Annotated in this window: 19 protein-coding genes; 15 read left to right on the plus strand and 4 right to left on the minus strand. The window is 74.0% G+C overall.

All coding sequences use genetic code 11. The annotated features are described in order from the left end of the window. Positions 1–38 precede the first annotated feature (38 nt). Entirely contained in the window at positions 39–1,427 is a 1,389-nt protein-coding gene (locus tag BUE29_RS15510) for a dihydrolipoyl dehydrogenase family protein (protein ID WP_073391344.1), read from the plus strand. A gap of 20 nt (positions 1,428–1,447) precedes the next feature. Here BUE29_RS15510 and BUE29_RS15515 read toward each other — a convergent pair whose 3' ends face one another. Next, on the minus strand, positions 1,448–2,383 hold the full coding sequence (locus BUE29_RS15515) for a mechanosensitive ion channel family protein (RefSeq protein WP_084181288.1): 936 nt from the start codon (positions 2,381–2,383) through the stop codon (positions 1,448–1,450). Positions 2,384–2,511: 128 nt separating this feature from the next. Between BUE29_RS15515 and BUE29_RS15520 the strand changes: the two genes are divergently transcribed. The 3 genes from BUE29_RS15520 to BUE29_RS15530 are packed head-to-tail and all read left to right on the plus strand — an operon-like array spanning position 2,512 to position 3,755. Beyond that, entirely contained in the window at positions 2,512–3,060 is a 549-nt protein-coding gene (locus BUE29_RS15520) for an HNH endonuclease (protein WP_073391345.1), read from the plus strand. 46 nt (positions 3,061–3,106) lie between these two features. After that, positions 3,107–3,349 carry an aa3-type cytochrome oxidase subunit CtaJ gene (gene ctaJ / locus BUE29_RS22100; RefSeq protein ID WP_073391346.1) on the plus strand — a complete coding sequence of 81 codons (243 nt, stop codon included), beginning with the start codon at positions 3,107–3,109 and terminating at the stop codon, positions 3,347–3,349. Then, complete coding sequence (locus tag BUE29_RS15530; RefSeq protein WP_200800245.1) at positions 3,339–3,755, plus strand: DUF5130 family protein; 417 nt, start codon at positions 3,339–3,341, stop codon at positions 3,753–3,755. Before ctaJ ends, BUE29_RS15530 begins: the two co-directional genes overlap by 11 nt. Positions 3,756–3,801: 46 nt before the next feature. On the opposite strand, the gene pepN is transcribed toward BUE29_RS15530, so the two are convergent. Next, positions 3,802–6,372, minus strand: coding sequence for an aminopeptidase N (gene pepN / locus BUE29_RS15535; protein WP_073391347.1), 2,571 nt, complete (start codon positions 6,370–6,372; stop codon positions 3,802–3,804). A 141-nt stretch (positions 6,373–6,513) separates the two neighbouring features. On the opposite strand from pepN, the gene BUE29_RS15540 reads away from it, so the two are divergent. Further along, the gene (locus BUE29_RS15540) at positions 6,514–6,972 is read left to right on the plus strand and encodes a peroxiredoxin (RefSeq protein ID WP_073391348.1); all 459 of its coding nucleotides are present in this window, start codon (positions 6,514–6,516) and stop codon (positions 6,970–6,972) included. Positions 6,973–7,053: 81 nt separating this feature from the next. Then, the gene (locus tag BUE29_RS15545) at positions 7,054–7,668 is read left to right on the plus strand and encodes a mycothiol-dependent nitroreductase Rv2466c family protein (RefSeq protein ID WP_073391563.1); all 615 of its coding nucleotides are present in this window, start codon (positions 7,054–7,056) and stop codon (positions 7,666–7,668) included. 15 nt (positions 7,669–7,683) lie between these two features. On the opposite strand, the gene BUE29_RS15550 is transcribed toward BUE29_RS15545, so the two are convergent. Further along, entirely contained in the window at positions 7,684–8,616 is a 933-nt protein-coding gene (locus tag BUE29_RS15550; protein WP_073391349.1) for an NAD-dependent epimerase/dehydratase family protein, read from the minus strand. 103 nt (positions 8,617–8,719) lie between these two features. Between BUE29_RS15550 and BUE29_RS15555 the strand changes: the two genes are divergently transcribed. Further along, positions 8,720–9,406 carry a TetR/AcrR family transcriptional regulator gene (locus BUE29_RS15555; protein ID WP_073391350.1) on the plus strand — a complete coding sequence of 229 codons (687 nt, stop codon included), beginning with the start codon at positions 8,720–8,722 and terminating at the stop codon, positions 9,404–9,406. Position 9,407: 1 nt separating this feature from the next. Then, entirely contained in the window at positions 9,408–9,746 is a 339-nt protein-coding gene (locus BUE29_RS15560; RefSeq protein WP_073391351.1) for a DUF952 domain-containing protein, read from the plus strand. Here the strand turns inward: BUE29_RS15560 and BUE29_RS15565 are convergent. After that, positions 9,730–10,662 (minus strand): cytochrome c oxidase assembly protein, encoded by a 933-nt coding sequence (locus BUE29_RS15565; RefSeq protein WP_073391352.1) that lies wholly within the window; start codon positions 10,660–10,662, stop codon positions 9,730–9,732. The two genes, BUE29_RS15560 and BUE29_RS15565, sit on opposite strands and share 17 nt — an antisense overlap. Before the next feature lie 43 nt (positions 10,663–10,705). Here BUE29_RS15565 and BUE29_RS15570 point away from each other — a divergent pair, with 43 nt between their 5' ends. From BUE29_RS15570 to BUE29_RS15595, 7 genes are all read left to right on the plus strand, one after another. After that, positions 10,706–11,179 carry a ribose-5-phosphate isomerase gene (locus BUE29_RS15570; protein WP_073391353.1) on the plus strand — a complete coding sequence of 158 codons (474 nt, stop codon included), beginning with the start codon at positions 10,706–10,708 and terminating at the stop codon, positions 11,177–11,179. Positions 11,180–11,197: 18 nt separating this feature from the next. Further along, positions 11,198–12,034 carry a hypothetical protein gene (locus tag BUE29_RS15575; protein WP_200800246.1) on the plus strand — a complete coding sequence of 279 codons (837 nt, stop codon included), beginning with the start codon at positions 11,198–11,200 and terminating at the stop codon, positions 12,032–12,034. 151 nt (positions 12,035–12,185) lie between these two features. Then, positions 12,186–12,461, plus strand: a complete 276-nt coding sequence (locus BUE29_RS15580) for a hypothetical protein (RefSeq protein ID WP_073391355.1) — start codon at positions 12,186–12,188, stop codon at positions 12,459–12,461. Further along, positions 12,458–13,918 carry a hypothetical protein gene (locus BUE29_RS22550; protein WP_073391356.1) on the plus strand — a complete coding sequence of 487 codons (1,461 nt, stop codon included), beginning with the start codon at positions 12,458–12,460 and terminating at the stop codon, positions 13,916–13,918. Before BUE29_RS15580 ends, BUE29_RS22550 begins: the two co-directional genes overlap by 4 nt. A 115-nt stretch (positions 13,919–14,033) precedes the next feature. Next, positions 14,034–14,303, plus strand: a complete 270-nt coding sequence (locus tag BUE29_RS22115) for a hypothetical protein (protein WP_143168206.1) — start codon at positions 14,034–14,036, stop codon at positions 14,301–14,303. 78 nt (positions 14,304–14,381) lie between these two features. After that, positions 14,382–15,317, plus strand: a complete 936-nt coding sequence (locus BUE29_RS15590; protein ID WP_073391357.1) for a hypothetical protein — start codon at positions 14,382–14,384, stop codon at positions 15,315–15,317. Beyond that, positions 15,314–19,726: a type VII secretion EssC family protein gene (locus BUE29_RS15595; protein WP_073391358.1), complete on the plus strand. Its 4,413-nt coding sequence runs from the start codon at positions 15,314–15,316 to the stop codon at positions 19,724–19,726. The genes BUE29_RS15590 and BUE29_RS15595 overlap by 4 nt, the downstream gene beginning before the upstream one ends. The last annotated feature ends 3 nt before the right edge of the window (positions 19,727–19,729 follow it).

Genomic DNA, 19,729 nt, shown 5'->3' on the forward strand with positions numbered 1-19,729 from the left:
GGTGCTTATTGTGCCGATCGCCTGGGCACAAGTTCGGCGTGGACTACGACCTGATCGTGTTGGGGCTGGGCCCGGGGGGCGAGGCGGTGGCCGGTTCGGTCGCCGAGGCGGGCCGGTCGGTGCTGGGAGTCGACGAGCGGCTCGTGGGCGGTGAGTGCCCGTACTTCGGCTGCATCCCGTCCAAGATGATCCTGCGCGGTGCCGAGGTGCTGGCCGAGTCGCGCCGCGTCGACGGCCTCGCCGGCCGCGCCCAGGACACGCCGGACTTCGCCGTCGTCGCGAGACGCATCCGCACCGAGGCGACCGACGACTGGGACGACGCCGTCGCCGTCGAACGGTTCGAGGGCCAGGGGGCCACCTTCAGTCGCAGCCACGGCCGGCTCGCCGGCCGGACGGACGACGGCCGCCTCCGGGTCGAGGCGGGGGAGGAGACCCACACCGCCTCGCGGGTCGTGATCGCCACCGGCACGCGGCCGGCGCTGCCACCGGTGACGGGCCTCGCCGACCTCGCGGTCGGCGTCGACGACCTCGTCTGGACGAACCGCGAGGTCCTGCGGACGCCGCAGGCGCCCGAGTCGCTGGTCGTGCTCGGCGGCGGGGTCATCAGCTGCGAGCTGGCGCAGGGCTTCGCCCGCTTCGGCACGGGCGTCACCCTGATCGAGGGCGGGTCGCGGCTGCTCGGTCGCGAGGAGCCCGAGGCCGGCGAGGTCCTGTCCGCGGTGTTCGAGCGGGAGGGCATCGACGTGCGGCTCGGCTCGCAGGTGCAGACCGTGGCCGCCGGCGGCAAGGGCGTCGTGGTCACGCTCGCCGACGGCAGCTCGGTCACCGCGGCCAAGCTGCTCGTCGCCGCGGGGCGCACCACCAACCTCGACCACCTCGGCCTCGAGACCGTCGGCCTCGACCCGCAGGCGACGACGCTGGACATCGACGAGCACATGGCCGTCCCCGGCGTCGACGGCCTGTTCGCGATCGGCGACGTCACGGGCAAGGGACCGTTCACCCACGTCTCGGTCTGGCAGGCGCGAGTGCTCACCCAGCACCTGCTCGGCCAGGACGAGGAGTTCGGCGGCTACGACGCGCTCGCGTGGGCGACCTTCACCGACCCCGAGGTCGGGCGCGTGGGCAAGACCGAGCAGGAGGCGCGCGACGCCGGGTCGAACGTCCGCGTCGGGGTCCAGCAGATCGCGTCGAACTCGCGCGGCTGGATCCACGGCCCGGGCAACGACGGCTTCGTCAAGGTCGTCGAGGACGCCGACCGCGGGGTGCTCGTCGGCGCGACGGTGGTCGGCCCGTACGGCGGGGAGATCATCGGCATGCTGACCGTGGCCGTCCACGCCGAGGTGCCCGTCGCCACGCTGCGCACCATGCACTACGTCTTCCCGACGTTGCACCGCGCGGTGCTGGAGGCGGTCCAGGCGCTCGCCTGACCGCGTCCGATCCCGCTCGCCTATGGGGTCGACAGCTCGGTGGTGTTGATGTCGAGCCGGTCGAACTCGGCGCGGATGCGCCGCCGCAGCTCGCGCGCCGTCCGCCACTGCTCCAGCGGGCGCACGCGGGCGGTCAGCCGGATGACGGTCTGGTCGCGCGACATGTCCTCGACGCCGAGGAGCTCCGGCTCCTTCATGAAGACCGGCTTCCAGGCCTCCTCCTCGGCCATGTCCTTGGCGATCTGCAGCATGGCCGTGGACGCCTCGGCGGTGTCGGCGGTGACGCTCACCGGGATGTCCAGGACGACGGTGGCGAAGCCCTGACTCTTGTTGCCGACGCGCACGACCTCGCCGTTGCGGACGTACCAGACGGTGCCGTTGACGTCGCGCAGCCGCGTGCTGCGCAGGCCGACCGCCTCGACGGTGCCGCTCGCCTTCTCGAAGTCGATGACGTCGCCCACGCCGTACTGGTCCTCGAGCAGCATGAACATGCCGGTCAGGAAGTCCTTGACGATGTTCTGCGCGCCGAAGCCCAGGGCGACGCCGACGATGGACGTGCCGGCGATGAACGGCGCCAGGTCGATGCGCAGCTCGCTGAGGATGAGCAGGAAGCAGATCACGAAGATCGTCGCCGACGCCGCCGACTTCAGCACCGACCCGAGCGTCGCCGCGCGCTGCGCGCGGCGTTCCGAGATGAGGCCCGAGGACTCGAGGAACGAGCTCGTGTGCAGGCGTTCCCGGAACGGTCGCAGGATGCGCGGCGTCCCGGTGCCGGCGCCCTGGACCGGCCGGACCGCCCGGTCGATGGCCCGGCGGGCGATCGAGCGGATCAGCAGGCCGATCACGATGATCGCGGCGATCCGGATCGGCGCCTCGATGAGGACGGCCTTGTGGTCCTCCCAGAACTTCGGGAGCCCGACGGCGGCGATGGCGACGGTGTGGTCGGTGGCGTGCATCCGAATCACCATGCCACGGCGTTCGTAGAGATCCGATGAGGACGCCGCCGACCCGAGCGGCCCGGATCGGCCTTATGGGCGTGCGCAGCCGCGTTCCGTCGGGTTGACTGAAGGCCCGGAGGTGAGCGATGGGTGCGGCGCTGGTCCTGAACGCGACGTACGAGCCACTGTGCGTCGTGCCGCTGCGTCGCGCCGTCGTGCTGGTGCTCGCCGAGAAGGCCTACGTCGTCGAGTCCGGTTCGCTCGTCATGCACTCGGAGCGGCTCAGCCTGCCCATACCGAGCGTGGTGCGGCTCGCCCGCTACGTCCGCGTGCCCTACCGGCGTGACGTACCGCTCACCCGCCGCGCGGTGCTCGAGCGCGACGCCCACGAGTGCGCCTACTGCGAGGCGCGTGCCGACACCATCGACCACGTCCGCCCCCGCTCGCGCGGCGGGCAGCACGTGTGGACCAACGTCGTCGCCGCCTGCGCGCGCTGCAACCACCGCAAGGGCGACCGGCTGCTCGCGGAGCTCGGCTGGACGCTGCCGGTGCCGCCCGTGCAGCCGCCGCCGACGGTCGCGGTGGTGATGGGCTGGACGAGCCGCGAGCCGTCCTGGGCGCGCTACGTCGGGCTGCCCGAGCGCGACCCGCAGCTCGGTGCCGGCCGCGCCGCGGACATCGCTCCCGCGGTGTGACCACCCAGCCGCCGGTGCGCGGCCGTCCAGGGACTACCGTGGGCCCGTGACGATCGTCGAAACCCTGCTGGTGTTCGTCGGCATCCCGCTCGGCATCATCGCCGTCCTCTTCGTGGCGGTGTACGGCCGGTCGCTGGTGCGCCAGCCCAATCGTTACCGCCCCGGCCGGTCCTGGGACTACGCGCCGTCGTGGTACGTCCCACACCCGGACGCCGTGGTGCACGCCGTGAACCCGGCGCAGAGCGGTTCGTCGACGACGGCGGTCGGAGGTGCCAGCGGTGAGTGGTGAGGTCGCGAAGGTCAAGGCAGCCGAGCTGCAGCACGGGCCCCAGGGCAACCTGGCCGGGGACGGGCCGTTCACCACGACGCAGCTGACGCGCCTGGACGAGGCACTCACCCTCGCCAGCCGCGAGACGGGCCTCACGTTCTCGGTCTACGTCGGCGAGTTCCACGCCCCGACGCGGGCCCACGCCGAGGCGCTGTTCGAGAAGCTGTCGGACTCCTCGGTGCTCGTCGCGGTGTCGCCGGGACAGCGCACGTTGCACATCGTCACCGGGCCGGGCTCGGCCCCGCGGCTGCCCAACCGCTCCTGTGCCCTGGCCGCACTGGCCATGCGGGCCTCGTTCGCCAACGGCGACCTGACCGGCGGGATCGTCACCGGCCTGCGCATGCTCGCGGACTCCGCGGGCAGCTGAGGCGACCCGGCAGGGGACGTCGACCGACGCCCCCCGCCGGCCGGCGTCAGCCCGCGGCCGTGTCGGTCGCCCGCGCCCGCAGCGCGCGCACGACGTCGGCCCGTCCCTCGCCGACCAGTCGGCGGAGCGCGGGCGGCACGTCGTCGCCGGCGAGGAACGCGTCGGCGGCGGCCACGGTCGCCTGCGCAATCGTCGAGGACCAGGTCGGGAAGAGCCCGACCACGACGTTCTGCGCGAGCTCGCTGGTGCGCCGGTGCCACACGTCGAGGATGTCGGCGAAGTAGCGCTCGACGTACGGCGCGACGAGCTCACCCTGGGAGGCCGGGGCGAACCCGCCGATCACGGCCTCCTGCATGGCGTTGGGCAGCGTGTCGTCGTGGACCGCGAGCTGCCACGCCTCCTCCTTCGCCGCCGGGCTCGGCCGGGCCGCGCGGGCGGTGGCGGCGTGCCGCCGCCCCGCCGCCGACGGGTCGCGCTCGAGCTCCGCGGCGATCTCGGCCTCGCCGGCCGCCCCGCGCACGACGAGCGACGACAGCACCGACCAGCGCAGTTCGTCGTCGACGGCGAGACCGTCGGGCGTGGTGCTGCCGTCGAGCAGGCCGCGGACGAACGCGACGTGCTCGTCGGTGCGGGCCGAGCCGAGCAGCGCGTGCACCCAGGCGAGTTGGTGGTCCGAGCCCGGGGCGGTCGTGCCGAGCGCGCGCACGGCGGCATCGGCGAGCGCCGCGTAGCCCTGCGGTGCCCACTGCGGGTCGGCGTAGATCTCGAGCGCGCGCAGCGCCTGCCGGGTGAGCGACTGCATGACGCCGATGTCGGTCTCGTGCTCGGCCCCGGCCACCACGAGGGCGACGTAGTCGCGCGTCGGCAGCTCGCCGTCGCGGGTCATGTCCCATGCCGCCGACCAGCACAGCGCGCGGGCCAGCGGCGAGTCCAGCTTGGCGATGCCGCCGTCGAGCAGCGTGCGCAGGCTCTCGGCGCCGAGGCGCTGCTTGCAGTAGGTCAGGTCGTCGTCGTTCACCAGCAGCAGGCCGCCCTCGGGCGGCTGCTCGCCGACGAGCTCCGGTACCGGCGTGCGTTCGCCGACGACGTCCATCTCGACGCGGGCGGTGCGCACGAGCCGGCCGTCCCGCGGCTCGTAGCAACCGACGGCGAGCCGGTGCGGGCGCAGGGTGTTCGAGGTCGCGACCTCCGTCGGCGCCGTCTGCACGATGTCGAACGACGCGTACCGGCCGTCGGCGTCGAGCGTGAACTCGGGCCGCAACGTGTTGATGCCCGAGGTCTCCAGCCACAGCTTGGACCACTCGCCGAGCTCGCGTCCCGAGGACTTCTCGAGCGCGCGCAGCAGGTCGGCCAGCGTGGTGTTGCCGTAGGCGTGCTCGGCGAAGTAGTCGCGGACGCCGGCGAGGAACTCGTCGACGCCGACGTAGGCGCTGAGCTGCTTGAGCACGCTGGCGCCCTTGGCGTACGTGATGCCGTCGAAGTTGACCTCGGCGGTCTGCACGTCGGGGGCGTCGGTGGCGATCGGGTGCGTCGAGGGGAGCTGGTCCTGCCGGTACGCCCACGTCTTCTCGGCGTTGGCGAAGGTGGCCCACGCGTCCGTCCACCGCGTCGCGCGGGTCTGGCACAGCACGGAGGCGAACGTCGCGAACGACTCGTTGAGCCAGAGGTCGTCCCACCAGCGCATGGTGACGAGGTCGCCGAACCACATGTGCGCCATCTCGTGCAGCAGCGTCTCGCCGCGCCGTTCGTAGCGGGCGTCGGTGACCTTGCTGCGGAAGACGTAGTCCTCGCGGAAGGTCACGCAGCCGGCGTTCTCCATCGCGCCGGCGTTGAACTCGGGGACGAAGAGCTGGTCGTACTTGTCGAAGGCGTACCGCACGCCGAAGTTGGCGTGATACCAGTCGAAGCCCTGCCGGGTCAGCAGGAACAGCTCGTCGGCGTCGAGGTGCTCGGCGAGGGTCTTGCGACACCACAGCCCGAGGTCGATGCCGTCGTGGTGGTCGCGCACGACGTGGTACGGCCCGGCGACGAGGGCGGTGATGTACGGGCTGATGCGCGCGGTGGTGGCGAAGTGCAGGAGCGTGCCGGCGGGCAGCTCCTCGGTGCGCTCCACGCGGCCGTTCGAGGAGACCTCCCAGTGCTCGGGCGCCGTGACGTGGAAGGTGAAGGTGGCCTTCAGATCGGGCTGGTCGAAGCAGGCGTACATCCGCTTGGCGTCGGCGGTCTCGAACTGCGAGTAGAGGTAGGTCTCGCCGTCGATGGGGTCGACGAAGCGGTGCAGCCCCTCGCCGGTGTTCGTGTAGAGGCAGTCGGCGTCGACCACGAGCGTGTTCTGCTCGGCCAGGCCGGCGAGCCGGATGCCGTCCTCGTGGCGGTAGCCGCTCACGTCGACGGCGGCGCCGTTCAGGGTGACCTCGTGGAACGCGTCGGCGATGACGTCGACGAAGGTCTCCTCGCCCGCGCGGGCCGAGAACACGATCGTCGTGGTCGAGCGGAACGTCCGCTCGGACGGCTTGCCCCCACCGTCGGTGAGGTCGAGCCGGACGTCGTAGGACTCGACGTGCAGCAGGTCGGCGCGGGCCCGCGCGTCGTCACGGGTCAGGTTCGGTACGGCCACGCGGGCGCTCCTTCGGGTGTGTCCGGTCGGATAGCGGGGACGTGTTCGTCCCGATCGCCGCCGCTGGATCCGCAGCGGACGCGATTGGGACGAGTCTGTCACGGGCACGCGCCGCGGCGTCCGCGCGATTACGGTAGGGGCATGCGTGAAGGCGACGAGGTTCCCGATTTCGAGCTCCCCGACCAGACCGGCACACCGCGCCGGCTGTCGACGCTGCTGGCCGACGGCCCGGTGGTGCTGTTCTTCTACCCGGCGGCGATGACCGGCGGCTGCACGAAGGAGGCCTGCCACTTCCGCGACCTCGGCGCCGAGTTCGCCGCCGCCGGCGTCCAGCGCGTCGGCATCAGCGCCGACGCCGTCGACAAGCAGAAGGCGTTCGCCGACGCGAACGGCTTCGACTACCCGCTGCTGGCCGACCCCGACCGCGAGGTGGCCGGCATCTTCGGCGTCAAGCGCGGCGGGCTGCTCGGCAAGCTGGGCCCGGTCAAGCGGCACACCTTCGTGATCGGTCGCGACCGCCGGATCGGCAAGGTCATCCAGTCCGAGACCAAGTTCGAGCTGCACGCCGACGAGGCGCTCGCCGCCGCCCGCGCGTCCTGACCGGATCGTGGACCCGTCTGCTCGGCGGCTCGGCATGTCGGTCCACGATTCGGTGGGGGTACGTTGGGTGACGTGACCACTATTTCGTCTGAGCCCCGCCCGGTCGTCGACTTCTACTTCGACCCGCTCTGCCCGTTCGCGTGGGTGACGTCCCGGTGGATCCTCGAGGTCGAGAAGCAGCGCGACCTCGAGCTGACGTTCCGGGTGATGTCGCTGTCGGTGCTCAACAGCGGCCGTGACGTGCCCGCGAGCTACCGCGAGATGCTCGACCGCGGGTGGGGGCCGGTGCGCATCTGCATCGCGGCCGAGCAGCAGCACGGCACCGCCGTGCTCCGCGACCTCTACACCGCGCTCGGCACGAAGCGGCACAACGAGAAGCGCGACTTCGGCCGCGAGCTGTACGTCGAGGCGCTGCGTGAGGTCGGCCTGCCCGAGAGCCTGGCCGACGCCGCCGAGTCGACCGAGTACGACGAGGCGCTGACCGAGTCGCACCACCGCGGCATGGACCCGGTCGGCAACGAGGTCGGCACCCCGACGATCCACATCGACGGGGTCGCCTTCTTCGGTCCGGTGCTCACCCGCATCCCGCGCGGCGAGGACGCGGTCAAGCTCTGGGACGGCTCGCGGCTGGTCGCCTCGTACCCGTACTTCTTCGAGCTCAAGCGCAGCCGCACCGAGGATCCTCGTTTCGACTGAGCGCGTCCCGACCGCTCAGCGTCGGGCCGCGGCGGTGCCGGGTGCGGCCTGGTCGTTGGCCAGGTCGAAGCGGACGGACTCGGCGAGCGGGTGCGGCGTCAGGTCGAAGGTGCGCCGCGCGAGCGAGCTGTCGAGGACGTAGGGCCGGCGGAACTGGTGCTGCGTCTCGCGCAGCTCGCGCACGAAGGGATTGGCGACGCCGGCGAGCCACACCGCGGCGTAGGGCAGCGAGCGCACCCGGTTGGGCACGCCCAGCTGACCCGCCGCGAGCGTGGTGAGCTCGCGCAGGGTGACCGGCTCGTCGCTGGGGACGTGCCACGCGTGGCCCCAGGCCCGTTCGTCGCCCACCCCCGTGACGAGCAGTGCCGCGACGTCGCGGACGTCGGTGAAGGTGTGCTGCACGTCGAGGTCGGCCGGCACCCACGCGGTGCGGCCCCTGCGCCACGCCGGCGTGACGACCGTCGACAGGTAGGAGTTGCCGCCGAGGTAGTCGCTGCCACGCACCTCGAACGCGCGCACCCGGCCGGCCTCGTGCGCGGCCAGGGCGTCGGCCCACATCCGGTTGCGGACGCGGCCCTTCGTGCCGGTGGCGGCGAGCGGGGTCGCCTCGGTCATGGGGCCGTCGACCCGGCCGTAGCCGTAGAGATTGCCCGTGGTGGCGAGCACCGCACCCGACGCCTCGGCCGCGGTCAGCAGCGCGGCGGCGATGCCGGGCCACTCCTGCGCCCACTTGTCGTAGGGCGGGTTCACGCAGTTGTAGATCGCGTCGCTGCCGGCGGCCAGCTCGGCCAGCCGGGCGCCGTCGTGCGCGTCCGCGCGGACCCGGTCGGTGCCGTCCGGTCCGCCGCCGCTGCGGGTGACGACCCGGACCTCCTCGCCGCGTGCCAGCAGCTCCGCGGCGACTGCCGACCCGACCGGTCCGGCGCCGACGATCGTGTGCTTGCCCATGACATCCTCCGTTGTGTGAGCACTGCTCTCTGTTATTGGAGAGCATTGCTCTCGGGATCGGTCTTGTCAAGAGCAGTGCTCTCGGTTGTGCCACACTGGCCCGATGGCCGACACACCCCGCGCCCGTGCCCGCGTCGAGACGACCGAGCAGATCAAGGCGATCGCCCGACGGCAGCTCGCGACGGAGGGCCCGAACCTCTCGTTGCGTGCGGTGGCGCGAGAGCTCGGTGTCGTCTCGTCGGCGGTGTACCGCTACTTCGCAAGTCGTGACGAGCTGCTGACCGCGCTGATCCTCGACGCGTACAACGCGATGGGTGAAGCGGTCGAGCGGGCCGAGGCCGCGGTGCCGCGGCGCGAGCTGGTCGCGCGGTGGGCGACGGTGTGGCGCGTTACCCGGGAATGGTCGTTGGCCCGGCCGGCCGAGTACGCGCTGGTCTACGGCAGCCCGATCCCGGGGTACGCCGCGCCGCAGGACACGGTGGCGGCCGCGCAACGCCCGTTGGACGTCGCGATGACGGTGCTGCGCGACGGCATCGAGCGCGGCGTCCTCGAGCCGCCCACTGACCGGCTGCCCCGCCCCGTCCGCAGCGACGTGGAGACCATCGCGACCTTTCCCGGGATCGAGGGGATCCCGCCGACCCTGCTGGCGCGGGCCATGACGATGTGGGCGATGCTGTTCGGGACGATCAGCTTCGAGCTGTTCGGTCGCTACACGAACGGGGTGACCGACCTGGACACCTACTTCGAGCACCAGGTGAAGATGTCGACGCGCTATCTGGGGTTGAGCTGACATGCGCCTGTTCCATCTCGTCACGCCGGTCGCGTGGGCCGAGGCGGTCGCCGCGGGTTCCTACGCGCCGTCGTCCCTGGCCACCGAGGGATTCGTGCACTTCTCCTTCGCCGACCAGGTGGGCGGCACGGCGAACCTGCTCTACCGCGACGTCGCGGAGCTGGTGGTCGTCGAGATCGACCCGGAGCGCACCGGCGCCGAACTGCGCGTCGAGGACAGCTACGGGACGGGCACGCAGTTCCCGCACCTCTACGGCCCGGTGCCGGTGGCCGCCGCGGTCGCCGTCCACCCGATCGCACGTGACGAGGCCGGCGACTGGACCTTCAGTCCCGGCGCTTGAGCCGCTGCTGCATCGACGGGTCGCTGAGCCACCACGGCTCGTCGGTCTCGGCGCCGCGGGCACTGCGTTCGGCCTCGAGCACCGCGTCGACCCGCGCCGCGTCCTTCGCGTCGACCCGGAGCCACCGCCGGAAGACGAGGAGCAGGAACGGCAGGTCGATCAGCTCGGCGATGCACCAGACGATGGCACCCGCGATCTGCTGGTCGTGCAGGGCGTTCGGCGACCAGTCCAGCGCCGCCCGATGATCGAAGAACGTGGTCGCCAGCTGCGTGCGCAGCCGCAGCACGATCCCCGGCAGGGCGTCGATGACCAGCTCGAACGAGCCGATCGCGAGCCCCAGCCCGACCGCGAGCGAGCTGACGTCGTCGTCGACGCCCACGAGCGGCAGCACCATGATCGCGCCGATCGCGACCAGCACCAGCTGCAGCAGCCAGCCGACCACCGGCGTCCCGATCGACCAGCCGGGCAGCGGTCCGAAGAACAGCGCGAACGACAGCAGCGGGACCAGCGCCGGGCCGACCAGGGGGTTCGACACGAACCGCACCGGCCGCGAGCGCAGCAGCCGGTCGACGCGGCCGCCCCGTCCGCCGAGATCGCGGGCCAGCTGCAGCGGCGCGCCGGACAGCACGACGATGGGGACGACGAGCCAGAGCGCCAGCTGCTGCGACGTCCACACCCAGAACAGCGAGTAGGCGTAGGTGCCGAGGAACCCGCAGCTCGCCCACAGCAGCAGGGCGAGTCCGACGCCGAAGGTGACCGACCGGCCGACCGGCCAGGCGCGGCCCGCCCGGGTCGAGCGGCGCACGCCGCGCACGTACCACGCGGCGAGCGCCACGACCGCGACGACCGCGAGGGGCTGCAGCGTCCACTGGGTGAACACCGCGCCGATCGAGGGGCGGTCGAGAGCTGCGGTCACACGTCCATGGTCCCAGGCGGCCGTGGGCTGCAATGATCGCCTCATGCGCGTCTACCTCGGCAGTGACCATGCCGGCTTCGAGCTGAAGGCCCGGCTGCTCGACCACGTCGCGGGCCTCGGCCACGAGGTCGTCGACTGCGGCGCCGCGACCTTCGACCCCGAGGACGACTATCCCGCGCCGTGCATCACCGCGGGCGCTCGTGTCGTCGCCGACCCGGGCAGCCTCGGCATCGTCATCGGCGGGTCGGGCAACGGCGAGCAGATCGCCGCCAACAAGGTCGACGGCATCCGCGCCGCGCTGGTGTGGAGCGACGAGACCGCGCAGCTCGCCCGCGAGCACAACGACGCGAACGTCATCAGCCTCGGCGCCCGCAACCACCCCGAGGCCGACGCCGTCCGCTTCGTCGAGATCTTCCTCGCCACCCCGTTCTCCGGTGTCGAACGGCACGCGCGACGCATCGCCGAGCTGGCCGAGTACGAGCAGACCGGGGCGATCGCCGGCCAGCAGACGAGCTGACCGGCCGCCGTGCTCAGGGTGACGCTGCGGGGGTCCGGTCTGCCCACCGCCGTCCTCGGCTCGGGGGAGACGCTGCTGTTCGGCCGCTCGCCCACGGCCGCGCTGCCCGAGGTCGAGGCCGAGCAGCAGCTGCGCTACACCGCGCTGCCGCTGCCCCGCTGCGCACCGCACGTCTCGCGGCTGCTCGGCGAGCTGGTCGTGGGGGAGGAGATGGTGCGGCTGCGCTGGCGCGGCGGCGTCGAGGCGCAGCTGTCGTCGCTGTTCGACGCCCCGGGCGGCGCGCGCCGGGTGACCCTCGTCGACGCGATGTCCGCGCTGCTCGACGAGGGTGAGAACCGCCTGGTCGTGCTGCGCGGGCGGCAGCAGGACGACGGCAGCTACGGTGACCTCACCCTCGCGATCGACGTCGCGGCGTCGCAGGAGTCGACGGGCGGGCCTGCCGAGCCGGCGCCCGCGGCCGCGGGGGACGCCGATGCGAGCCCCACCGCCACCGCGCCCGGCCTCGCGCCCGGCACCCGGGAGTGGTTCGTCGCACTCGCCCTCGCCGAGCCGTGGCTCTCGGGGGCCGACGACTACCCGCGTCCGCCGTCCAACCGCGAGGTGTACGAGCGGGTGCGGCACTGGCACGGGTACGCCTGGAACCTGGAGCGCCCGCAGCGGGTCGACGACGCGATCCGCGCCATCGCCGGGGTCGCCTTCGGCCCCAAGGACGACCCGTTCCGCCGCACCGGCGGCGGCCGGGTGCAGAACGTCCGCTTCGCCGTCGGCCGACGCGCGGCCGAGGTGCGCCTCGTGACCGTCGACGACCTCGACGCCGCCGAGCAGGCCGCCGCCGCCCGCGACCGCTCGGCCTGAGCCCTCCCGGATCCATCGCCTTCCTCGGCGAGTTGGTCGCATTCCGGGGGCATTTCGCCACCAACTCGCCGAGGAAGGCGGGAATCGAAACGGAAGTTTCCGGCGGTCGAGGGCTGGTCGGACATGTCCGGCGCTGCCTAGCGTCCTCGCCATGAGCTACCAGGGCTTCGAAGGCATGGACACCGACTACGCACGGTCGGCGGCCCACAGCATGGACGGCGGCGTGAACGCCATCCGCGGGGTCGTCGGCAACATCGGCTCGCTGCTGGAGAGCACGCAATGGTTCGGCGTGTACGCGCAGCAGTTCCTCGACGAATGGCACGGGGCGTTCGCGCAGCAGCTCGGCGGTGCCACCGACGCGATCACCCACCACGCCGCACTGCTGCGCCAGCGGGCCGACATGCAGGACGAGGCCAGCGCGTCATGACCGAGCTGGCGACGACGACCGGCGCCGCGGTCGCGACCGGGGGCAGCTTCCTCGGGGCGGACGTCGACGGCCTCGACCACCTCGCGAAGGAGTTCGAGGGGGCCGCCGAGATCGTCGACATGGTCAAGACCGCCTGCGAGGTGATCGTCGCCGCCGCGTCGATCTTCGGACCCTTCGGCGCGGCGTTCGTCGCCTACCTCAAGAGCACGGTCATCCCCTGGCTGAGCAAGATCTCGATGGCGCTCAAGGCGATGGCGAAGCTGTTGAGCGTGCACTCGCAGGCGCAGCGGGAGACCTCGTCGAGCACCACGTCGCTGAACAACACGGTGACGATCACGCTGCCGAGCTACCCCGGCACCCCGAACCTGCCGACGACGAGCACGGCCGCCCCCACCCTGCCGGCCGCGGTCACGCCGACGACCCCGGCGCCACCGACGACCACCACCCCGGCCGGTGCCGGATCCGCGGTCGCGACGCCACCGACCATCGGCGCGACGACGGACACCCCCGCCGCCGCCAGCACCGGCGCCACCACAGGCAGCACCGCGACGGCGGGTGCGGGAACCACGCCGTTCGTGCAGGCCGTCACCGCGCTGACCGGGCTCGTCACCGCCGTCGACCATCTCGTCCACCCCGGCGCGACCGCCACCACCACGCCCACCACCCCGACGACGGACACCCCGACCACGGACAGCCCGACCACGGACAGCCCGACCACGGACAGCCCCGGCACGACCGACCCGGTGACCGCGACGCCCCCCACCCTGGGGGGCACGGGCGGCAGCGGCGCGCCCGCGGTCGGCGGCATCGACCTCAGCACGCTGCACCCGCTGCACCCCGGCGACACCGTCGGCGTGCTCAGCATCCCGGTCGACGTCGCCCCCGACGGCACGGTGACGCCGCTGCTCACCGGCGCCGGCGACACCCCCGCGCTGCCGGGCGCCGGTGACACCGGCAGCACACCGGCGGCGGACGCCCCGACGGCCACCGTGCCGTCGTCTCCCACCGACACCGGCCCCACCGACACCGGCCCCACCGACACCGGCCCCACCGGCACGCCCGGCGCGGCGAGCGGCGACACCGGCGGCGGGACGGGCGGCGGCTCCGGCGGCAGCGCGGCACCCGACACGACGCCCACCTCGACAGCCGACCCGACGGGCACCACCGACCCCGGCGCCACCGCGGTCACCACCGCGGCCCACCCGGCGGCGGCCCACCCGACGACCCAGGCCGACCCCCAGCTGCGCACCGAGCGCATCGGTTCGCACGACGGCCTGTTCGGCGGTCTCGGCCAGGCGGCCGGCATCGGCGCCGGCGCCGCGGCCCTCGCCCGCGCCGTGCTCACCGAGGCCAGGCAGGGCGGGGACGGGGCGCTCCTCGGCGCCGTCCCGCTGCCCTTCGAGGCCGGCGCCGACGACGCCGCGCAGGCGCAGATCTACCAGGGCGCGATCGGCTGACCGGCCGCGCGCCGCACCACCCCCCGACGTCCGGGCGCACCGCGTCCCGGCGGTCCGTGACGACCAGGACCCGATGCACGACCCCGAGCACCACCCACACACCCAGGAGGAAGACATGACCGGCGTTCTCGGAATGGACATCGAGCAGGTGCAGGCCCTCGCCACCTCGATGCAGACCAACTCCGACGCGATCGCGCAGGCGACCGCGCAGCTCACCAGCCAGATCGACGCCACGCACTGGACCGGCCAGGACCAGATGAAGTTCCGCAGCGACTGGGACTCGATCTACGCCGTCCAGCTGCGCAACGTCGTCGAGCAGCTGCAGGACCGCTACACCCACCTGCGCGCCGAGGCCGACCAGCAGGCGCAGGCCTCCGGCAGCTGACCGCGTGCGGTCCGTGCCCCGCCGCCCGCCCCGCGGGGCACGGACCGTCCCGACCTCACGACACAGGAGCCACCAGCCATGCCCGAGTTCACCCACGAGTCCTGGGCGCGCGACCTGCTCACGCGCATGGGCTATCCGGTCACCACCGAGAACATGACCTCGGTCCTCGCCTGGGAGTACCAGGAGGGCGGCCACTTCAAGAACGCCGCCACCTTCAACCCGTTGAACTCCACGCTGGGGCACAAGACCTACGGCTCGATGAACGGCGTCGGCGTCGCGACCTACCCCGACTACGAGACGGGCATGACGCAGACGATCAAGACGCTGAAGCTGCACTACTACGACAAGATCCGCGCGGACCTGCAGGCCAACGCCGACCCGGCGACGACGACGGCGGACATCAAGGCGTCGCCGTGGGGGACGTGGCACGGCGGCGCCTCGACCGCGGGTGCGCTGGGCCAGGCCCGCAAGAACGTGGCCGCGCACCCCGTCGGCACCCCCACCCCGGCCACCACCCCCACCCCGCGCACCACCCCGACCAGCGCGGCCGCCCCGCTCGTCGGCGCCGCCGCCGGTGCGGCGGGCGGCGGGTTCCGCGGTGCCGACGTCGACGGCCTCGACCGGCTCGCCCGGGAGTTCGCGCAGGCCGCCGGCGTCACCGACGAGGTCAAGCAGGCCTGCGAGGCCATCGTCGCGGCGGCGGCGATGTTCGGGCCCTTCAGCGCCGCGTTCATCGCCTACCTCAAGGGGACGGTCATCCCGTACCTCACCCGTATCGCCGCGTCGCTGCGGGCGATGAGCACGCTGCTCTCGCAGCACTCGCAGGCCCAGCGCGACGCGAGCGCCTCGGCGACCTCGCTGCCCAGCTACACGCCGCCCAGCAGCACGGTGACCGCGGGCGACACCCCGGCCACGGTCACCTCGGTCGCCACCGCGACGCCGGTCGCGCCGGTGACGCATGCGCCGGCCGCCGTCGTCGGCGCCGTCCCGCTGATCGGCGCGACCGCGTCATGACCGCGGCGCCGGTGCGCGGCTGGACGGTGACCGTCCGACCGTCGGCCGAGAGCGGGCTGCAGCCGGCCGACGTCACCGTCGACCCGCGCCCCGGCGCCACCGTCGGCGACCTCGCCGCGGCGTTGGGCGAACACCTGACCGGCGGCCGCCACGGTGTCCTGGTCGCCCCGCTCGAGGAGGGGCGGCCGTGGCCCGCGCGCCGACCGCTCACCGACTGCGGGCTCGCCAGCGGCGACGTCCTCGACGTCGTCACCGTCCCCGCCGGCTGGGCCGACCAGCCCGCGCGCCCGTCGCGGCGGCGCGGGCTGCTGCGCGTCGTGGCAGGCCCCGACGCCGGGACGAGCCACGCGCTGACCGCGGACGCGGTGACGATCGGGCGCGACGACGACTGCACGGTCACGCTGTCCGACCCGCTCGTCTCGCGCCGCCACGCGTCGGTCATCCTCGGCACCCAGCCCGTCATCACCGACGAGGGCTCCGCGCACGGGACGCTCGTCGACGGCGCCGCGATCACCGGCCCCACCGCGCTCGAGTGGGGCCGCGCGGTCCGCCTCGGCGACAGCGCCGTCGTGGTCGACCGCGCCGCCGGCGACGTCACCGGCCGCTCGGCCGCGGTGCTGCGGCCGCCGCGCTTCGGCGAGCCGCAGGCCGCGGGGTCGCTGGACGTGCCCGCCCCGCCGAGCCCGCCGCGACCCCAGCCGCTGCAGTGGGCGATGTTCGCGATGCCGCTCGTGTTCGGCGGCGCCATGCTCGCGCAGACCCGCAGCACGTTCAGCCTCGCCTACATCTGCGGCTACCCGGTGATCATGCTGGCCGCGTGGTGGCAGCAGCGCCGCCGCGCCCGCAAGGAGCACCGCGAGGCGCTGCGGCTGTGGCGTGCGGACGTCGACGAGCTGATCGCCGGCCTGGACCGTGCCGGCGCCGCGCAGCGGGTGCGCGCGCAGGAGGACCACCCCGAGTTCCGCACCCTGGTGGCGCGGACCCAGCTCCGTTCCCGGTCGCTGTGGACGCGTCGGCCCGGCGACGCGGACTTCCTCGCCTGCCGCACCGGCACCGGTCCCGTCGCCGCGACGCTCGACGCGACGCTGCGCGACGGCGGCGACCGTGCCGCGGCCGCCCGGGCCCGCGACGACCTCGCGCTGCGCCGGGTGCTCGACGGGCTCGCCGTGCCCGTGTCGCTCGCGACGTCGCCGGTCGTCGCGGTCGCCGGTCCGCCACCCCGCGTCGACGCCGCCGTCCGCGCGCTGGTGTCCCGGCTGGCCGTCGACCATTCGCCGGCCGATCTGACGATCACCGCCGTGCTCGGCCGGCACCGGACGCACCACGAGACCTGGCTGCGCTGGCTGCCGCACGCCGGCCGGCGCCCGGGCGGCCTCGCCCCGGTCGCGATCGGCGCCGCCGACGGCGCGACGCTGGTCGACGCGCTCGCCGGCGAGGACCGCGAGCGCGGCGTGACCCTCTGCCTGGTCGACGAGGACGCCGCCGTCCCCCGACGGTTGCTCGAGGCGGCCGCGGCCAGCGAGCTCGTGGCCGACGGGCTGCTGCGCTTCGTCTGGCTGGGTGGCGCCGCGGGCGGTGTCGACACGGTGCCCGCGGCCACGTCGACGCTGCTCGACCTCGGCGCCTCGGTCCCGGCACCCGACGCGCGCGCGGCCGCGGCCCGCCCCGACCGGCCCGCGCCCGAGCCCGTCGCCGTGCTCGCGCACCGCGACCGGGGCGGCGTCCAGCTGCTCACCGAGGTCGACGAGGTCGGCCTCGACGAGGTCTGGCGCCTCGCCCGCGCGATGGTCGAGTGCCAGGACGAGGTCGCGGTCGTCCCGGCCGCCACCGCCCTGCCCGACGTGACCCGGCTGCCCGACCTCGTCCCCGACCTCGCCGACCCCGACGACGCGGCGGGCATCCGGCAGCGCTGGGCGTCGCGGCGCGGGCTGCGGGCGCAGCTCGGCGTCGGCGCCGGGGGCGTCGTCTCGCTCGACCTGCGCGAGGACGGTCCGCACGGCCTCGTCGCCGGCACCACCGGCTCGGGCAAGAGCGAGCTGCTGCAGACGCTCATCTGCTCGCTCGCGCTCAACAACCCGCCCGAGCGGATGACGTTCCTGCTCGTCGACTACAAGGGCGGCGCCGCGTTCCGCGAGTGCGCCGACCTGCCGCACACCGTCGGCTACATCACCGACCTGTCCCCGGCCCTGGTGCAGCGCGCGCTGACGTCCCTCGGCGCCGAGATCACCGCCCGTGAGACCCTGCTCGAGCGCTACGGCGCGAAGGACCTCGCCGCGCTGGAGGCCGCGCACCCCGAGGTCGCACCGCCGAGCCTGCTGATCTGCGTCGACGAGTTCGCCGCGCTCACCGCCGAGGTGCCGGACTTCGTCGACGGCGTCGTCAACATCGCGCAGCGGGGCCGGTCGCTCGGCATGCACCTGCTGCTCGCGACGCAGCGGCCGGCCGGCGTCGTCACCGCCAACGTCCGCGCCAACACCGACCTGCGGATCGCGCTGCGGGTGTCGTCCGTGGACGACTCGTCCGACGTGATCGACAGCCCGGAGGCGGCCCGGATCTCGCGCCGCACCCCCGGTCGCGCGTGGATCCGCCGGACCGGGCACGGCACGGCCGAGCTCGTGCAGACCGGCTGGGTGGGGGCGCGGGCCGAGCTGCCGACCGGACGGGCGCCGGTCGGCGTCCGTGCCTTCACCGCCACCGGGGTCGAGGCGGCGGCGCCCGCCGGCACGCTCGACCCCCGCACCGACCTGGAGCGGCTGGTCGGGGCGGTGCGCGAGGCGTTCCGCAGCTCCGGGGCGCCGCTGCCGGCCAAGCCGTGGCTGCCGGCGCTCGGCACCGAGACGGTGCTGGAGTGCTCCGAGCGCGGCACCGTCACCGTCGGCGGTGCGGCGGCGGCGACGCGGCCCGGCCAGGTCGTGATCGGCGTGCTCGACCGGCCCGCCGCCCAGGCGCAGGGCCCGGCGCTGCTCGACTACGCCCACGCCGGCAACGTCCTCGCCTTCGGCGCGTCCGGCAGCGGCAAGACCGAGCTGCTGCGCACGGTCGCGGTGTCGGCCGCCCTCACCGACGCGGTCGCGCCGTCGGTGTACGCGATCGACTTCGGCGGCGGGGCGCTCGGCACGCTCGCGACGCTGCCGGTGGTGGGCGCGGTGATCGGCGAGGGCGAGCCGGAGCGCGTGATGCGCCTGCTGCGCATGCTGCGGGCCGCGGTCGCCGACCGGAACCGGCTGCTCGCGAGCCACGGCGCCGCGGACGTCGGCGCGCTCCGCGCGACCGGGCTCGCGCTGCCCCGCATCCATGTGCTGATCGACAACCTGCCCAGCCTGCTCGAGACGCTGGAGGCCGGCGGCGCGGCCCGACGCGTGCACGCCGACATGCTCGCCGGCATCCTGCAGGACGGCCGCCGCGTCGGCGTGCACGTCACGGCGACGTCGCCGCGGCGCACCGGTATCAGCAGCGGCCTGCAGTCGGCGTTCGGGCAGCGGCTCGTGCTGCGGATGCCGACCGACGACGACTACCAGATGCTCGGCGTGCCCGCCGGCGTGCTGACCCAGGATGCGGCCCCCGGGCGCGCCCTGCTCGGCCGCCACGAGCTGCAGGTCGCGACGATCGGCGGCGCGGGCACCCCGGCCCAGGCCGACCAGCTCGGCAAGCTCGCGGCGCTGCTGGACGGGGACGCGCCGGCCGTCGGCGTGCCGCCCATGCCGCCGCGACTGCCGCAGCAGGTCATGCCCCGACCGCAGGGTGACGCCCTGCCGCTGGCCGTCGACGCCGACTTCGTCGCGGCGGTCACGCTGCCGCTGCGCCGCACGCCGCTGCTCGTCGCGGGCCGGTCGGGGTCGGGCCGGACCGGGCTGCTGCTCGGGCTGGCCCAGCTCGCCCGCCGCTCCGACGAGCCGCCGTGCGAGATCGTGCTCGTCGGCCCTCGGGCGAACGCCGTCCTGGCCGGCGACGGGGAGCTCGACCGTGTGCTGCACGACCCCGCCGACGTCCTCGCCTGGGCCGCGACCCCGCCCCCGGCCGTCGGCTGGCGCCTCGTCCTCGTCGACGACGCGCACGTGTGGGAGCGGGACTGGGAGAAGAACGGACCGGCCCGTGAGGTCGCGGTCGCACTGGCCGACGTCGTCGGTGCCGCCGCGGTCGCGTCGCACACCGCCGCGGTCGTCGTCACCGACACCGACGACGCCCGGACGCGGCAGCACGTCGCCGGACCGACCCAGGTCGCGCGGCGCGCTCGCGTGGGCGTCCTGCTGCAGCCCGACCTGCCCGACGGCTCCGTGCTCGGCGCGTCCGTCCCGACGCAGACCGTCGAGCCGTTGACCGGTCCCGGTCGCGGGTTGTTCTGCGAGACAGGACGCGTTCGTGTTGTGCAGGTAATCTGCGCGGGAATGTCCGGTGAGGGTGGGGGATAGCGG

Source organism: Jatrophihabitans endophyticus (assembly GCF_900129455.1).
Classification (GTDB): Bacteria; Actinomycetota; Actinomycetes; order Mycobacteriales; family Jatrophihabitantaceae; genus Jatrophihabitans; species Jatrophihabitans endophyticus.

Bases quoted from the DNA above. Each gene is read 5' to 3' on its own strand.
- BUE29_RS22550 (WP_073391356.1), top strand. From the start codon at position 12,458: ATGACCGAGCTGGCGACGACGACCGGCGCCGCGGTCGCGACCGGGGGC.
- BUE29_RS15550 (WP_073391349.1), bottom strand. From the start codon at position 8,616: ATGGGCAAGCACACGATCGTCGGCGCCGGACCGGTCGGGTCGGCAGTC.
- BUE29_RS15555 (WP_073391350.1), top strand. From the start codon at position 8,720: ATGGCCGACACACCCCGCGCCCGTGCCCGCGTCGAGACGACCGAGCAG.
- BUE29_RS15515 (WP_084181288.1), bottom strand. From the start codon at position 2,383: ATGCACGCCACCGACCACACCGTCGCCATCGCCGCCGTCGGGCTCCCG.
- BUE29_RS15595 (WP_073391358.1), top strand. From the start codon at position 15,314: ATGACCGCGGCGCCGGTGCGCGGCTGGACGGTGACCGTCCGACCGTCG.
- BUE29_RS15560 (WP_073391351.1), top strand. From the start codon at position 9,408: ATGCGCCTGTTCCATCTCGTCACGCCGGTCGCGTGGGCCGAGGCGGTC.
- BUE29_RS15540 (WP_073391348.1), top strand. From the start codon at position 6,514: ATGCGTGAAGGCGACGAGGTTCCCGATTTCGAGCTCCCCGACCAGACC.
- BUE29_RS15520 (WP_073391345.1), top strand. From the start codon at position 2,512: ATGGGTGCGGCGCTGGTCCTGAACGCGACGTACGAGCCACTGTGCGTC.
- BUE29_RS15570 (WP_073391353.1), top strand. From the start codon at position 10,706: ATGCGCGTCTACCTCGGCAGTGACCATGCCGGCTTCGAGCTGAAGGCC.
- BUE29_RS15590 (WP_073391357.1), top strand. From the start codon at position 14,382: ATGCCCGAGTTCACCCACGAGTCCTGGGCGCGCGACCTGCTCACGCGC.
- BUE29_RS22115 (WP_143168206.1), top strand. From the start codon at position 14,034: ATGACCGGCGTTCTCGGAATGGACATCGAGCAGGTGCAGGCCCTCGCC.
- BUE29_RS15580 (WP_073391355.1), top strand. From the start codon at position 12,186: ATGAGCTACCAGGGCTTCGAAGGCATGGACACCGACTACGCACGGTCG.